14 protein-coding genes are annotated in these 16146 nt (G+C 56.1%); 3 read left to right on the forward strand and 11 right to left on the reverse strand.

Going from position 1 to position 16146, the window contains the following annotated elements:
• Positions 1-93: 93 nt before the first annotated feature.
• From KQ659_RS06205 to KQ659_RS06255, 11 genes are all read right to left on the reverse strand, one after another.
• The gene (locus KQ659_RS06205; RefSeq protein WP_216689689.1) at positions 94-1038 is read right to left on the reverse strand and encodes an N-acetylornithine carbamoyltransferase; all 945 of its coding nucleotides are present in this window, start codon (positions 1036-1038) and stop codon (positions 94-96) included.
• A 283-nt stretch (positions 1039-1321) separates the two neighbouring features.
• Positions 1322-1705: a hypothetical protein gene (locus KQ659_RS06210; protein WP_216689688.1), complete on the reverse strand. Its 384-nt coding sequence runs from the start codon at positions 1703-1705 to the stop codon at positions 1322-1324.
• A 98-nt stretch (positions 1706-1803) separates the two neighbouring features.
• Positions 1804-5037, reverse strand: coding sequence for a carbamoyl-phosphate synthase (glutamine-hydrolyzing) large subunit (gene carB / locus KQ659_RS06215; protein ID WP_216689686.1), 3234 nt, complete (start codon positions 5035-5037; stop codon positions 1804-1806).
• A 100-nt stretch (positions 5038-5137) separates the two neighbouring features.
• A complete protein-coding gene (locus KQ659_RS06220; RefSeq protein ID WP_216689684.1) occupies positions 5138-5428 on the reverse strand; it encodes a GIY-YIG nuclease family protein in 291 nt (96 codons plus the stop codon).
• Between the two features lie 23 nt (positions 5429-5451).
• Positions 5452-5778 carry a hypothetical protein gene (locus KQ659_RS06225; protein WP_216689682.1) on the reverse strand — a complete coding sequence of 109 codons (327 nt, stop codon included), beginning with the start codon at positions 5776-5778 and terminating at the stop codon, positions 5452-5454.
• A 101-nt stretch (positions 5779-5879) separates the two neighbouring features.
• Complete coding sequence (gene carA / locus KQ659_RS06230) at positions 5880-6971, reverse strand: glutamine-hydrolyzing carbamoyl-phosphate synthase small subunit (RefSeq protein ID WP_216689681.1); 1092 nt, start codon at positions 6969-6971, stop codon at positions 5880-5882.
• Between the two features lie 539 nt (positions 6972-7510).
• Positions 7511-8650, reverse strand: a complete 1140-nt coding sequence (locus KQ659_RS06235; RefSeq protein ID WP_216689680.1) for an aspartate aminotransferase family protein — start codon at positions 8648-8650, stop codon at positions 7511-7513.
• Positions 8651-8705: 55 nt separating this feature from the next.
• The gene (locus tag KQ659_RS06240) at positions 8706-9251 is read right to left on the reverse strand and encodes a hypothetical protein (RefSeq protein WP_216689679.1); all 546 of its coding nucleotides are present in this window, start codon (positions 9249-9251) and stop codon (positions 8706-8708) included.
• Positions 9252-9263: 12 nt separating this feature from the next.
• Positions 9264-10253: an N-acetyl-gamma-glutamyl-phosphate reductase gene (gene argC / locus KQ659_RS06245; protein ID WP_216689677.1), complete on the reverse strand. Its 990-nt coding sequence runs from the start codon at positions 10251-10253 to the stop codon at positions 9264-9266.
• Between the two features lie 107 nt (positions 10254-10360).
• Positions 10361-11545, reverse strand: a complete 1185-nt coding sequence (gene argG / locus KQ659_RS06250) for an argininosuccinate synthase (RefSeq protein WP_216689675.1) — start codon at positions 11543-11545, stop codon at positions 10361-10363.
• A 96-nt stretch (positions 11546-11641) separates the two neighbouring features.
• Entirely contained in the window at positions 11642-12232 is a 591-nt protein-coding gene (locus tag KQ659_RS06255; protein ID WP_216689673.1) for a GNAT family N-acetyltransferase, read from the reverse strand.
• Positions 12233-12655: 423 nt separating this feature from the next.
• Here KQ659_RS06255 and argB point away from each other — a divergent pair, with 423 nt between their 5' ends.
• The 3 genes from argB (at position 12656) to argH (ending at position 15946) form a co-directional block, all read left to right on the forward strand.
• Entirely contained in the window at positions 12656-13438 is a 783-nt protein-coding gene (gene argB, locus KQ659_RS06260) for an acetylglutamate kinase (RefSeq protein ID WP_216689671.1), read from the forward strand.
• A complete protein-coding gene (locus KQ659_RS06265) occupies positions 13426-14493 on the forward strand; it encodes a M20 family metallo-hydrolase (RefSeq protein ID WP_216689669.1) in 1068 nt (355 codons plus the stop codon). Before argB ends, KQ659_RS06265 begins: the two co-directional genes overlap by 13 nt.
• 151 nt (positions 14494-14644) lie before the next feature.
• Positions 14645-15946 carry an argininosuccinate lyase gene (argH, locus tag KQ659_RS06270; RefSeq protein WP_216689667.1) on the forward strand — a complete coding sequence of 434 codons (1302 nt, stop codon included), beginning with the start codon at positions 14645-14647 and terminating at the stop codon, positions 15944-15946.
• Positions 15947-16146 lie beyond the last annotated feature (200 nt).

Raw genomic sequence — 16146 nt, forward strand, 5'->3', positions numbered from 1 at the left:
GTTGAGAACCTTGGACTTGTATTAATAGCAGATTACCAGGCAATGAATAGTGCCGGCTTTACCGGTAATTACTGCTTGCGGAATGTCCGGCAGCTACTTCAGCAGTTCATGCAGCACGGTTTGCATGGAAATGGTGCGGTTGCCGGCCTCTTGGATGATGAGGGAGTTGGGCGAGTCCAGCACGGCGTCGGTCACGACTACGTTGCGGCGCACGGGCAGGCAGTGCATGAACTTGCCGTTGTCGGTGAGGGCCATGTGGGCTTCGCTCACCATCCAGGCGGGGTCGGAGCTGAGGATTTGGCCGTAGTCGCGGTAGCTGCTCCAGTTCTTGGCGTAGATGTAGTCGGCGCCCTCGAAGGCTTTCTGCTGGTCGTATTCGATGCGGGCGCCTTTGGTGAACTTGGGGTCCAACTCGTAGCCTTTGGGGTGGGTGATGACGAAATCGACCCAGTCGATTTCTGAGAACCAGTCGCAGAACGAGTTGGGCACGCACTGGGGCAGGGCGCGCACGTGCGGGGCCCAGGTGAGCACCACTTTCACGCGCTCCTTCTGCTTGGTTTCGGCCACCGTGATGAGGTCGGCGAACGACTGTAGCGGGTGCAGGGTAGCGCTTTCCAGGCTGATGACGGGCACGGTGGCGTACTGCAGAATCTTGTTGAAGACGACTTCGCCGTAGTCCTCGGCCTTGTCCTTGAGGGTGGGGAAGGTGCGCACGCCCAGCACGTCGCAGTACTGGCTCATCACCGCGATGGCGTCCTTGATGTGCTCCTGGGTGCCGCCGTTCATCACCGCGCCGTCGGCCATTTCCAAGGTCCATGAGTCGGCTCCGGCGTTGAGCACCCAGGCTTGCGCGCCCAGGTTGTAAGCCGCCTTCACCGAGCTGAGCCGGGTGCGCAGGCTGGGGTTGAAGAATATGAGCCCGACGGTTTTGTTGCGCCCGATGTGCTGGTAGCCGTAGGGGTTAGCCTTGATTTCCAAGGCTTGCTGCAACAGGGCTTTGTAGTCGCCCGCATCGGCGAAGGAGGTGAAGTTTTTCATGGGTCAATTGTAGTAAGAAACCACTGGCGCGAGTTTAGCGCAGCGTAACTCGTGCCGGCCATTCGGGCGAGGCTGTGCCTCGTAACAGAACGACATCGTTGAACGAAGCAGACGGCACGGTTCCGGCTTGCCGCTGGCGCGGCAGTGGAGGCCCAGCCTCCACCTCATGGCTGGTCACGAGTTACGCTGCGCTAAACTCGCGCTAGTTCGGGAGAGTGTAGCGTGGACTCTGAGAGTCCTCGAGTTGCTGATATTAAGATTTACTTCTTGGCAAAGAGCTTTCTTAATTTTTCAAACAGACTGATTCCATTCGACTCTTTAGTGTCTGCTCTATTTTGCCACTACTCCATTCCCAGAATTCATCGTGCCCTAGAAATAGATTCATATCCTTCAAATCGTCTTCGATGGGCTCAACAATATGCCAGCCGATGTCATCCAGCCATTCTTGAACTGTCCTCGCCTCACCATATATATCACCGTATTGACGCCACCACTCATATACAGGTCCTTCGCTAACTTTCCTGAGCGTTGTTTCAGGGAGGTAACAAAATTCTAGATAAGTCATAACCTGGTTGTCAGGCCAAACTCTGCCTTCACTGCTAATGCCTAAATCACTGCACCATTGCGCGAAGCTTCTTGGTTCTGGGTCAAGATAAGGTTGTATCAAAGTCGGCTTGAGATGATTTTTAACGAAGCGGTAGAGATGCTTCGACTTCGCTCAGCCTGACGTTCTATTAGGGCGTGCGTTCTCCGTCGTTCTGATGATTACATCGCCTTATACTCGTTCCAGCTCTTAATCTTCAAATCCTTCATCTCCAGCTTGCAGAAGGCTTGGATAAAGGCCTTTGCCAGCCGCGCATTCGTCAGCAGGCCAACGCCGGAATCCACTGCCGTGCGGCGGATTTTGTAGTCGTTGTCCAGCTCACCTTTCGAGAGGTTTTTGGGGATATTAATCACCAGGTCAATTTTCTTCTCCTTCAGGTAGGTCAGCACGTTGGGCTCCTGGGCATCGTCGGGCCAGTAGAGGAGGCTGCTTGGGATGCCGTTTTCAGCGAAGAAGCGGTGGGTGCCCTGGGTGGCGTATACAGTGTAGCCCTTTTTGATGAGCAGTTCGGTGGGTGCGAGCAGGGCCACTTTGGAGATGATAGGGCCGCCGGAAATCAGCACCGTTTTCTGCGGGATTTTGTAACCCACGCTCAGCATCGATTTTAGCAGGGCTTCCTCGGCGGTGTCGCCCAGGCAGCCCACTTCGCCGGTGCTCACCATGTCCACGCGCAGCACCGGGTCGGCGCCGGGCAGGCGGGTGAAGGAAAACTGCGGGGCCTTCACGCCCACGAAGGGCAGGTCATATACCCGCTCGCTTTCGTCGCGCTCTACCTTTTTGCCCAGCAGCACTTGGGTGGCCTTTTTGATGAGGTTGTTGCCCGATACTTTCGACACGAATGGGTAGCTGCGCGAGGCGCGGATGTTGCACTCAATCACGCGGATTTCGCCGTTTTTTTCCAAGAACTGGATGTTGAACGGGCCGCTGATTTCGTAGCGCTTCGCAATTTTTTCGGCGATGATTTTCAGCTTGCGCACCGTGCCCACGTACACGCGCTGCGGCGGGTAGTACATCGTCGCGTCGCCGGAGTGCACGCCGGCAAACTCGACGTGCTCGGAAATGGCGTAGCTCACGATGTCGCCGTGGTCGGCCACCGCGTCCAGCTCAATTTCCTTGGCTTCCTGGATGAATTCCGACACCACCACCGGGTATTCGGCGCTTACTTCCTTGGCGGCTTTTAGGAATTCTTCCAGCTCGAAGTTGTTGGATACCACGTTCATGGCCGCGCCCGACAGCACGTAGCTCGGCCGGATGAGCACCGGGAAACCAACTTCCTGCACGAATTCCTGCATGGCGGCCAGCGAGGTCAGCTCCTTCCAGCGCGGCTGGGCAATGCCCAGCTCGTCCATGATGCTGCTGAATTTGTGGCGGTTCTCGGCCTCGTCGATGCGGGCGGCCGAGGTACCCAGGATGGGCGCGTGGGCTTCTTCGAGGCGGGTGGCGAGGTTGTTGGGAATCTGGCCGCCGGTGCTCAGAATCACGCCGCCGGGCTGCTCGAAATCGAGGATGTCCATCACCCGCTCGAAGCTCAGCTCCTCGAAATACAGCCGGTCCGACACGTCGTAATCGGTCGAAACGGTTTCGGGGTTGTAGTTGATAATGATGGTTTTGTAGCCTTCCTCGGCCGCCGTCTGCACGGCCTGCACGCCGCACCAGTCAAACTCTACCGACGAGCCGATGCGGTACACGCCCGAGCCCAGTACTAAGATGGACTTGGCGGTTTCGCGCGTCAAATCGTTTTCGGTGCCGTGGTAGGTGGTGTAGAGGTAGTTAGTTTTGGCCGGGAATTCGGCCGCCAGCGTGTCAATCTGCTTCACCACGGGCAGCACGCCCAGGGCCTTGCGGCGGGCGCGCACGAGCAGCTCGTCGGCCTTCACGTCGCCCTCGCCCAGCAGCTGCACGGCAATTTGCTGGTCGGAGAAACCGGCCTTTTTCACGTCGCGCAGTAGCTTGGTTTCCAGGCCGTCGAGGCCGGTAGCGCGGCCAGCGGCCAGCTGCTGGCCCAGCCCGAAAATGGTGTACAGGCGCTGCAAAAACCAGTGGTCAATCTTGGTCAGCTGGTGCACCTGCTCCAGGGTGTAGCCGGCCTCGAAGGCGGTGTTGATGGCGAAGATGCGCTCCTCGTTGGGTTCGCTCAGCAGCTGGTCGATGGCGGCGTGGTCGAGCGCGTCCTCGGGCCGGTTGGCCACGAAGCCGCGCTTGCCGGTATCCAGCATCCGCAGGCCTTTCTGGATGGCTTCCTCGAACGATTTGCCGATGGCCATCACCTCGCCCACGCTCTTCATGGCCGAGCCAATCTGGCGGTTCACGCCCGCGAACTTGCCCAGGTCCCAGCGCGGCAGCTTCACCACCACGTAGTCGAGGGCGGGCTCGAAAAAGGCCGAGGTGGTCTGGGTCACGCTGTTTTTCAGCTCGGCCAGCGAGTAGCCCAGGCTCAGCTTGGCGGCCACGAAGGCCAGCGGGTAGCCCGTGGCTTTGGAGGCCAGCGCCGAGGAACGTGACAGGCGCGCGTTCACCTCAATCACGCGGTAATCCTCCGACACGGGGTCGAGGGCGTACTGAATATTACACTCGCCCACGATGCCCAGGTGGCGGATGGTCTGGATGCCGATGGTGCGCAGCTTGTGGTACTCGCGGTTGCTGAGCGTCTGGGAAGGGGCCACCACAATGCTCTCGCCAGTATGGATGCCGATGGGGTCGAAGTTCTCCATGTTGCAGACCGTGATGCAGTTATCAAAGGCATCGCGCACCACTTCGTACTCCACTTCCTTCCAGCCCTTCAGCGATTCCTCCACCAGAATCTGGTCGGAGGTGGTGAAGGCCTGCTGGGCTAGGGCCCGCAGCTCGTCCAGGTTATTGGCGAAGCCGCTGCCCAGGCCGCCCAGGGCAAACGCGGCCCGCACGATGATGGGGAAGCCGATTTTCTCGGCCGCGGCCAGCGCGCCGTCCAGGGTGGTGCAGGCCACGCTGCGGGCCGAGAGCACACCAATTTGGTCGAGCTTGACCTTGAAAATCTCCCGGTCCTCGGTGTCGATGATGCTCTGCACGGGCGTGCCCAGCACCTGCACGTTGTACTGCTCGAACACGCCGGCGCGGTACAGGGCCACGGCGCAGTTCAGCGCCGTTTGGCCACCAAAGGCCACCAGAATGCCATCGGGCTGCTCCTTTTTGATGACCTCCTCCACGAAGTAGGGCGTCACGGGCAGGAAGTACACGTCGTCGGCAATGTTGTCCGACGTCTGCACGGTGGCAATGTTGGGGTTGATGAGGATGGTGCGGATGCCTTCCTCCTTCAGCGCCTTGAGGGCCTGCGAGCCGGAATAATCGAACTCCCCGGCCTCGCCGATTTTGAGGGCGCCGGAACCAAGGACGAGTACTTTGTTGGGTTTGTTCATTTTAAGGGTTTGGTAACAGATTGCCAAGAGCAATCAGAACGTCATGTTGAGCGGAGCGCAGCGAAGTCGAAACATCTCTACCGCTTCGTCGAAGGAGTAATCAGCCGGTCCAGGTTTCTAAATCAATGGCCTTCCAAGTCGGATTAAATGCATTAACTAATGCGTCTTTCTTCCGACGCGTCCAGCCTTTCAACTGTTTCTCCCGCGCGATGGCCTGTGTTGCATCGGGAGCTATTTCAAAGTAGACTAACAAATCAACCTGGTATCGTCCGGTGAATTTTCCGACATCGCCCCGGCCGCTGCTGTGCTCGTAAAGTCGCCGCGGGAGGTCGTTGGTGACGCCGATGTACAGCACGGTTTGGGTTTGATTGGTCAGGATGTAGACGTACATGCTGGCTGCTTTAGAACGGTTGACTAGCGCATGAACAACTTGGAAATGCTCATCACAAAAGCAAAAGCATGAACACAAATAGCAATGCCTAGCGAAACCGTCACCCATTTCTCTAAATAGCTTTTGCCTCTGAAAGGAATCGCTGCTAGCAGTGCCCCAATGAAAAAACTCATTAGCTGGATGCCGAAGAATAGAGTTGTGATAGTTGCACTACGCATCTCGGGACTCCGAGCCATCACAACGTGTCCCTCAAGTGTGTATCCGTTGCCGGTTGTTGAGTTACTGATTAGAAGATTGAGTACAGCCAATATTATAACTGCGATTATTTGCTTTTTATTGGTGCTGTTCATGCAGGTAAAGCAAGTTGAATTTTACTAGAAAGCAATTCCAACAAAGCGGTAGAGATGCTTCGACTTCGCTGCGCTCCGCTCCGCTCAGCATGACGATACTTTTACTTCTGGATGCTGCTCTTATATTCCACCACCGCCTTCAAAAAGTCATCAAACAGAAACTCCGTATCCTGCGGCCCACCAGCGGCCTCAGGGTGAAACTGCGTCGAGAAAAACGGCTTGGTTTTGTGCTTGATGCCTTCGCAGGTGCCGTCGTTCAGGTTCTCGAAAAGCATGTCCCATTCAGCGGGCAACGTTTCAGTATCGACCGCGAAGCCGTGGTTTTGGCTGGTGATGTAGCAGCGCTGGGTGCCGGTGAGCTTCACGGGCTGGTTGTGGCTGCGGTGGCCGTATTTGAGCTTGAACGTGTCGCCGCCCGCCGCCAGGCCCATGAGCTGACTGCCCAGGCAGATGCCGAAAATGGGCTTGTCCTGTTGCAGGGCTTTCTGGAGGTGCGCGATGGTGGCTTCGCACATTTTGGGGTCGCCGGGGCCGTTGCTTAGGAACAGGCCGTCGTAATCCAAGGTCGTGAAATCGTAGTCCCAGGGCACCCGAATCAGCTCCACGTCGCGCTCCAGGAAGCAGCGGATGATGTTGGTTTTGGTGCCGCAGTCCACGAGCACGATTTTGTGCTGGCCGTGGCCGTAGTGCTGCACACCGGCCGGGCTCACCTGGGCCACCAGGTTGTCGAGGTTGGGGTCGTGAAAGGGCACGTCGGTTTCGGCCACGATTTTGCCCAGCATGGCGCCTTTCTCGCGCAGCTTCTTGGTGAGCATGCGGGTATCGACGCCGAAAATGCCGGGGATGTTGTACTCCTTGAGCCAGTCGCCGAGGCTTTTGGCGGCATTCCAGTGGCTGTGCTCCTCGGAGTAGTAGCTCACTACGAGCCCGGCAATGTGAATTTTGTCGGACTCGAAAATCTTGGAAATCGACTCGTACAGTTCCTCGCCGGGCACGCCGTAGTTGCCCACCATGGGGGTGGTGAGCACCAGAATCTGGCCGGCGAAGGACGGGTCGGTGAGGTTTTCGGGGTAGCCGGTCATGGCCGTGCTGAACACCACTTCGCCCGCGGCGGAGGTGAACGCACCGAAGGATTCGCCCTGGATTTCGGTGCCGTCTTCGAGGATGAGTTTTACCGATTTAGCGTTTTCCACTTTATTATGAGAATAAGGGGTTTACTCTGTTATTGATTTTCTGCAGTACTCAGGCACGCAGCTTACTTTCTCGTTGAGTTGGGAGGGAGTGGCAGGTGGGCTCACCATCCCCATCAACAATAATCGAATCCTGGCTCGCCAAGGTGCCTGCGACGATTCCGGAAAGCTTACTGCCAGACGTCTGGCGGGTGTGCGGCGTAGCCTTAACCCGCTTTTGTAGTAGCCACGATACATTTTCGGCTGGAACAGGACCGTAAATCAGGGGTCTGTTCCAGCCGAAGTAGGTTGTAAGCCAAACGGGAGCGAAAGCGTGTAAATCAATCTGCTCCGCGCAATGCCGTTTCCGGATGTCAGGCATCGGGAAGTCGGGCGGGCACAACTGCTGAAAGGAATAGTTAGTGGCCGCTCTTTCATGGAAAGAACCAGCCGGCTGCTGCGCAAAAGTGGCCAATGGCAGCGTGCAGCTAATTAGAAGGGGAGCTTGGCTCGTAAACTTCATCGTGCTACTCATTGGGGCTGCAAGTTAGGCCACAAGCGGCTTAACTCCTTACCTCTGCCGGAATAAGTGTGTACAGCGCCTGCAAAAACCGGTCAACTTCGGCCTTCGTGATATTCAGCGGCGGCAGCAGCCGGAGCACCGTGGGGTCGGAGGCGTTGCCCACGAAAATGTGGTGCTCAGTGAGCAGCTGGTCGCGGATTTCCTTGATGGGGAAGTCGTATTTGATGCCCACCATCAGGCCCCGCCCGCGGATTTCTTCGGCGCCGGCGTGGGCCAGCAGCTCGGTGCGGAGGTAGTCGCCCAGCTCGGTGGCGTGGGCCAGCAGGTGTTCATTTTCGATGACTTCGAGCACGGCCAGGGCGGCGGCGCAGGCCAGGTGGTTGCCGCCGAAGGTGGTGCCCAGCAGGCCGTATGAGGCTTTCAGCGACGGCGCAATCAGGATGCCGCCGATGGGAAAGCCGTTGCCCATGCCCTTGGCCACGGAAATGATATCGGGCTGGATGCCGGCGTGCTGGTGCGCGAAAAAGGTACCGCTGCGGCCGTAGCCGCTCTGTACCTCGTCGGCGATGAGCAGCACGTTGTGCGCGCCGCACAGCAGCGACAGCCCCTGCAGAAAATCATCGGAAGGCATGATGATGCCGCCCACACCCTGAATCGGCTCGATAATGACGGCGCAAACGTCGCCGCCGCGCAGGATTTCGGCCACCGCCTTCAGGTCGTAATCGACGAAGCTGATGGCGTGGCCGGCATTGAAGGGGGCCACGATTTTCGGGTTGTCGGTGGCGGCCACCGCGCCCGAGGTACGGCCGTGGAACGCGCCTTTGAACGCCACCACGCGGGTTTTGCCGGTGTGGAAGGAGGCCAGCTTCAGCGCATTCTCGTTGGCCTCGGCCCCCGAGTTGCACAGAAACAGCGCGTAGTCATCGTAGCCCGACACCTGGCCCAGCTTGTGCGCCAGCTGCGTCTGAATCGGAATCTGCACCGAGTTGGAGTAGAAACCGATGTTCTGCAGCTGCTCGGTGAGGCGCTGCACGTAGTGCGGGTGGCTGTGGCCGATGGAAATAACGGCGTGGCCGCCGTAGAAATCCAGGTATTCCTGGCCCTGGTCGTCCCACAGCTTGGCGCCCAGCGCCTTCACGGGCGTGATGTTGACGAGGGGATAAACGTTGAAAAGCTCCATGTTTTTTTTGAGCTGTTAGCTACTTTAGACAGAGAATGATTTCGACTAATGCTTGCTATTTACCGGCCTTATACCGAATGCTTTTAAATATTTCTAAAACCAAAGTCTGATTAGCGCCGGAAAGATTTTTTCCATAAATACCTAGTCCAGAATGATGCTTGCAATTATCAATGAAGATATCAGTAACTCCGACTCCTGTTTTCATGGGCGTTATAATAATTGCTGCCATGCCATTAATTGTGTCGGCCTTGGCAATATGTTCTATACCTGGTTTGTTCAAAAATTTGTAATCTCCTCTTGTTACGTTTTCTCTAGCGCGTGACAGTTCACTGCTTAAGCTACAAGCTGTATCATTTGACCTGCCAAAAGTGCTGTCAAATTCAAGATTTATAGAATTGCCTTCCAAGATGATATTGCCTGGAACCGAATCTACACCTCTTTCATAAATTATTTTAGCGCCTTTTGGTGCTTTAAGCATCCAGTGGGTATCTAGCTTATATTCAGTCCAATCTGACGTGTCTATTACACAAGCATCTTTCTCTAGACAGCTAATAGATATGCAAGCCGCCAACAAAATGAAATATAAAAGAGAGCGTTTCATTTTAGGCATTATTTAAAAAAATGAAGCCTTACTCATCAGCCCCGTCGTTTCCGGCAGGCCAAACAGCAGATTCATATTCTGCACCGCCTGGCCCGACGCGCCTTTCACCAAGTTATCAATCACCGAGGTAATCAAGAGCTGTTTGCCTTGTTTCTGCACGTGCAGCAGGCATTTGTTGGTGTTCACCACTTGCTTGAGGTGAATTTCCTTGTCCGACACCGTAGTGAACGGCGCGTCGGCATAAAACTGCTGGTACAGCGCCCGCGCCTCGTCCTGCGTCAGCTCCGAGGGCGTGTAGACGCTGGCGAAGATGCCCCGCGCGAAATTGCCACGGTAGGGGATGAAGTGAATATCGGCATCCGACTGCGGCTGCAGCTGCGCCAGGCTCTCACCGATTTCGCCGAGGTGCTGGTGCGTGAAGGGCTTGTAGATGGACACGTTGTTGGAGCGCCACGAGAAATGAACCGTTTCCGCCAAGCTCTGGCCCGCGCCGGTCGAGCCGGTGATGGCCGACACGTGGATGTCGTGGGTGAGCTTGCCGGCTTTCGCCAGCGGCAGCAGCGCCAGCTGAATGGCCGTGGCGAAGCACCCCGGGTTGGCAATGCTCTGGGCCTGCTGGATACGGTTTTTGTTCAGCTCCGGCAGGCCGTATACGAACTCGCGACCTTCAAATTCAGCATCGGCCGTCAGGCGGAAATCGTTGCTCAGGTCGATGACGTGGGTGGTTGCGGGCAGGGCGTTTTTAAGCAGCCAGGCTTTGGAGTTGCCGTGGCCCAGGCACAGAAACACCACGTCCTCATCGCCGGCCAGCTCGGAGGCGAACACCAAATCGGTTTCGCCCACCAAATCGTCGTGCACCTGGTGCACCTGGTTGCCGGCGTTCGACGAGCTCACGATGCCGCCTAGCTCCACGAACTCGTGGTGCAGCAGAATGCGGATAAGCTCGCCGGCGGTGTAGCCGGCCCCGCCCACGATGCCGGCGATGATTTTGGTGTTTTGCATGGCGTAGCGCGGACTTTTAGTCCGCGGGTATGTGGAATCGGCGAACCCGGTTGAGAGTAGGGATGGACAGTATGCTAGCGGTCAGACCCGCGGACTAAAAGTCCGCGCTACTCGTTTAAACTAGCGCTAATCTTCAGTTGATTACCGAAAATCTTGATGAAACCACGCGCATCCCGCGCATCCCAGGCATTATTCTCTTCCCCATACGTGGCCACTTTCGACTGCATCATATCATACTTAGACTCGATGCCGAGCAGCTCGAACCGGTAGGGGTGGAGCTGTACGAACACCTTACCCGATACGCGGTTCTGCGACGATTGCAGGAACGCCTCCATGTCGCGCATCACCGGGTCGAGGTACTGGGCCTCGTGCAACAGCGTGCCGTACCAGTTGGCGATGTAGTCCTTGTGCAGCAGCTGCCAGCGGGTGCTGGTGTGCTTCTCCAGCAGGTGGTGCGCCTTGATGAGCATGAGCGGCGCGGGCGCCTCAAAGCCCACGCGGCCCTTGATACCCAGGATGGTATCGCCCACATGCGTGTCGCGGCCAATGGCGAAAGCCGAACCCAGTTCGTTCAGCTTCTGAATCAGGGCTACTGGGTCCATCGTCTCACCATTCAGGGCCACGGGCTCACCTTTCTCGAAGGTGATTTCCACGCGCTCCGAATCGTGCCGCTGCAATTGCGACGGGTAGGCGCTTTCCGGCAAAGCTTCGTGCGAAGTCAGCGTTTCAACACCGCCCACGCTGGTGCCCCAGATGCCTTTATTAATGGAATATTTCACCTTCTCCCAGCTCATCTCGAAGCCCTGTTTTTGTAGGTACTCAATCTCGGCCTGGCGCGACAGTTTCAGGTCGCGGATGGGCGTGAGAATCTCCGTTTTGGGCGAAATAACCGAAAAAGCCACGTCGAAGCGCACCTGGTCGTTGCCAGCTCCGGTGCTGCCGTGCACGATGTAGTCGGCCTCGTTGGCGCGGGCATACTCGGCAATGGCCAGCGATTGGAACATGCGCTCGGCGCTCACGCTCAGCGGGTACGTGTCGTTTTTTAGCACGTTGCCGAACAGCAGGTAGCGCAGGCAGTCTTGGTAAAAGCGGGTGGTTACGTCAATCACCTCGTGCTTCACCGAACCCAGCTCGTAGGCGCGCTTCTCGATGGCGGACAGCTCCTCGGCCGTGAAGCCACCGGAGTTGACGATGACGGTGTGCACTTCCAAATCAAGGTCGCGCGACAAATACACGGCGCAAAACGAGGTGTCGAGGCCGCCGCTGTAGGCAAGTATGGCTTTTTTCTTCATTTTTCGAGTGTGCGGTAAGCTTTAGCTTGCCATTGGATAGTTAAGATGTTAGCAGGGACACGGCCCTGCGGTGCCGGCGAAAGCTTACCGCACAAGCTAGGAAGCCGATTCTGTTTTCTGGTCCAGGGCCGCAAAATCGGGTGCCTGCAACTGCACCAGCTGCTTTTCGGGCGTGTCATACAGCATACCCGTGCAGAGGCACAGCTTGCGCTCATTCTCCATCAGGATGCTATAGTTTTTGCAGCTTTTGCAGCCTTTCCAGAAGTCTTCACTGGTGGTCAGCTCCGAGAAGGTAACGGGCTCGTAGCCGAGGTCGGTGTTGATTTTCATCACGGCCAGACTGGTCGTGATGCCGAAAATCTTGGCCTGCGGGTACTTGCTGCGCGACAGCTCGAACACGGCCTGCTTGATGGCCTTGCCTACGCCACCTTTGCGGATTTCGGCGTTCACAATCAGGCCGGAGTTAACGACAAAGGTCTTGTCATCAAAGGTTTCGATGTAGCAAAACCCCGCAAGCTCGCCATCGACGAAGGCGATGATGCCGTCGCCGCTGGCCATTTTCGTGGCCACATAGGCCGGCTCGCGCTTGGCGATGCCGGTGCCCCGCGTTTTGGCCGACTCGACGTACCACTGGCATAATTGTTCAGCGTACTGTGCGTCCGCTGCAGTTGCAACCCGAATTGTCATTGATTATTAGAAACTTAGGGATAGATGCGCGGCTGTCCGGAAAACCCGCATTGCTACACGGTGATTTCCTGCTAAAGCCCAAACCTGTCTGTAAGTTGAGCGGATACTAGCCCGGCTCAAAAGGGGCTGGCCAAGGGGCCAACATGCGGCTGCTGAAGCCGCTAGGGTCGTCGCACCAGCGCGCAAGTCGTTTGGCACACGCCGGCTGCACCCGGCCGAACGGCGGAGGCGAGCATGGAAGACGTGGAAACGAGGAGGGGCATGATGAAAGTCAAAGTGATTCGGCGCTTTAACGAAGCAGCGAACCAAGTGGTTCAATTCTGGCACAAATGTAAAAGCTCCTACTTTTGCCTGCAACCTTTCCGGTGGTTTTTTTAAAATAGCACTTGCCCGACGCTGGGTTTGCGCGTATGTGAAGTAGTGATGAAATCCAAATTAAAAATATTTAAAATAGGTGGCGGTATAATTGACAGCGAGGCTGATTTGTGGGAATTCGTGCGCTTGTTTTCCAAAATTAGGGGGCCGAAAATTCTGGTGCACGGCGGTGGTAAAGGCGCCAGCGAAATGATGAAAAATCTGGGCATCGCCCCGCGCATGATAAATGGCCGCCGCATTACCGACGCCGACACGCTGGATTTAGTAACCATGTTTTACGCCGGCAAGACCAACAAGCAAATTGTGGTAGCGCTGCAAAGCCATGGCGTCAACGCGTTGGGCCTCAGTGGTGCCGATGGCAACGTGATTCAGGCCGTGAAGCGCCCGGTGCGTGATATCGACTACGGTTTCGTAGGCGACCTGAGCGAGGCCAGTGTAAATACAGAGTTGGTGCATCAGTTTCTGACGCTCGGTTTGACGCCGGTTTTCTGCCCGATTAATCATGACGGCCACGGCCAGCTATTAAATACCAATGCCGATACCATTGCCGCTTCCGTCGCCAAAGCGTTAAGTAAGAAATATGCAGTAGCATTACATTTCTGCTTTGAAAAGCGCGGCGTGCTCACGGATATTAACGACGATGATTCCGTAATTATGAAAATTAATCTTGCGGATTACGCCGAATTAAAAGAAAGCGGCATTATCGCCGACGGCATGCTGCCCAAATTAGAAAATGCGTTTGACGCGCTGCAATTCGGCGTTGATAAAGTTGTTATCGAACACGCGCTGCACATCAATGAGGATTTGAAAACGACGCTATGGCTGAATTAATTGAGCAACTGAACAATGATGCCGTTGATTTATTAATCCGGCTCATAAAAACACCCTCTTTCTCCCGCGAAGAGGCTGGCACTGCCACGCTAATTCAGGAGTTTCTATTGGCGCACGGAGTAGCAGCGAAGCGGCAGCAGAATAACGTATGGGCCGTTTCGGCGCATTTTGACGCGAGCAAACCAACGGTATTACTCAACTCGCACCACGACACGGTGAAGCCCGGTGCGGGCTGGACGGCCGACCCATTTGGCGCAGCTCTGAACGGGAATAAATTAACCGGTTTGGGTAGTAATGATGCGGGCGCTTCGGCCGTGAGTTTGCTGGCGACATTCCTTTATTTTCAGAATAAATCGAATGCCTTTAATCTGATATGTGCCATCACCGCCGAGGAGGAGATTTCGGGTGCCAATGGCATCCGTAGCGTGCTGCTGGAATTAGGGAAAATTGACCTGGGAATTGTGGGTGAGCCCACAGGGATGAATCTGGCAATCGCCGAAAAGGGTCTGATTGTGCTGGACTGTACTACCAATGGTAAAACCGGCCACGCCGCCCGCGAGGAAGGTGAGAATGCCCTCTACAAAGCGTTGGATGATATTCAGTGGCTGCGGGGCTTTCCGTTTCCTGATGTGTCGCCGCTGCTGGGGCCGGTGAAAATGACGGTGACGCAAATTAGCGCCGGTACGCAGCACAATGTGGTGCCGGATAGGTGCCAGTTCGTAATCGACGTGCGAACGAATGAGTTGTACCAGAACCAGGAAATTGTTGATTTCCTGCGGGAGAAATTGCAGTCGGAAATTGTGCCGCGCTCCACGCATTTAAATTCCTCATGCATCAGTGAAAATCATCCGCTAATTCAGAAGGGGTTGGCGATGGGTAAGATGACTTATGGCTCGCCGACGCTGTCGGACCAGTCGATGATGCCGTTTGAAACGCTGAAAATGGGGCCCGGCGAAAGTGCCCGCTCGCACACGCCGGACGAGTTTATCTTGGTGAGCGAGATTCGAGCGGGAATTCGGGATTATATTGAATTGCTGGAGGGTTTCAGGTTTTAAAATAGGTTGAACAAAACCAAATCGTCATGCTGAGCTTGCCGAAGCATCTCTACTGCGCAAGTAATCCAATCAGCAGGGTTTACTCTGCGCGGTAGAGATGCTTCGACAAGCTCAGCATGACGTTCTACATGAATTTAGAGAATAGCGCACTATGAAAATTTGGGAAAAAGGGTTTTCGGTAAACGATACCATCGAAAAATTCACGGTGGGCCAGGACCGGGTGCTGGATATGTACCTCGCGCCGTTCGATATGCTGGCCTCGAAAGCCCAGGCCAATATGCTGGCTAAAGTGGGCATGATTTCGGAAGCGGAACGGCAGGAGCTTATTATCGGGCTCGATGAGCTGCTGGCGCAGGTGGCCGCCGGCACGTTTCAGATTGAGGATGACTTTGAGGACGTGCATTCCAAGATTGAATCTTACCTAACCGAGAAATTCGGTGATGCGGGCAAGAAAATTCACACCGCCCGCTCGCGGAATGACCAGGTTTTGACGGCTATCCAGCTTTTCCTGAAGGATTATGCCGAGCAGATTTCGGCCAAAATAGTGGCCTTGGTGGAAGTGCTGCTGCAAAAGGCCGAAGCCCACAAAAATGACCTGCTGCCGGGTTACACGCACTTTCAGGCGGCAATGCCGAGCAGCTTCGGGCTGTGGTTTTCGGCTTATGCCGAGCATTTGCTGTTGGATTTGGCGCTGTTTGAGGCGGCCCACAAAGTGGCCGACCAGAACCCGCTGGGCTCGGGCGCGGGCTTTGGCAGCAGCTTCCCGATTGACCGCGAAATGACGACTCGGGAAATGGGTTTTGGCAGCGTGGCCGTGAGCAGCGTGGGCGCGCAGATGCTGCGCGGCAAAACCGAGAAAACACTGGCCTTTGCCATTGCGGGCGCGGCCGGCACACTGGGCAAGCTGGCGTATGATTTGGTGCTGTACAACAGCCAGGATTTGGGCTTTGTGAACCTGCCCAAGGAATTCACGACGGGTTCGAGCATCATGCCACACAAGAAAAACCCTGACGTGTTTGAGCTGGTGCGCGGCCATGCCAACCGCCTGCAGGCGCTGCCTAACGACATTATCCTGGCCACCAGTAACCTGCCCAGCGGCTACCACCGCGACTTCCAACTGCTGAAGGAGCTGCTGTTCGGGCCGATGATGCAGTTTGCCGACCTGCTGGATATGCTTTTGTTTGCGCTGCCCGAAATCAAGATTAAAGAGGGCGTGATTGAGCAGGCGAAATACGACCCGATATTTTCGGTCGAGAATATCAATCAATTAATTATCGCCGGTGTGCCGTTTCGCGATGCGTACCAGCAGGTGGGGCGCAGCGTGGAGGATGGCAGCTACGTGCCGCACCGCGAGTTTCAGACCACCCATCTGGGGAGCATTCACAATTTGGGACTAGCAGAAATCGCGGCCAAAGTGGCGCGGTGGAAGGAGGGGAGCGAGCTGTTCAAATAAGTAGTGAAAACTCGAACAGGAGTTCGTGGATGCCGCCATCTCCGCCGGAGCGAGCTGTTCAAATAAGTAGTGAAAACCTGCTGGCGACGAGCCGGCGGTATTATTGGTGAATTCCTGAGCAGCTCTGGTGCGGAAACGTGCCGGAGCTGCTTGCTTGGCCGTGTAGCCACAGATTCTGCACAGAATTAGCGCAGTAGCGC

Source organism: Hymenobacter siberiensis (assembly GCF_018967865.2).
Classification (GTDB): Bacteria; Bacteroidota; Bacteroidia; order Cytophagales; family Hymenobacteraceae; genus Hymenobacter; species Hymenobacter siberiensis.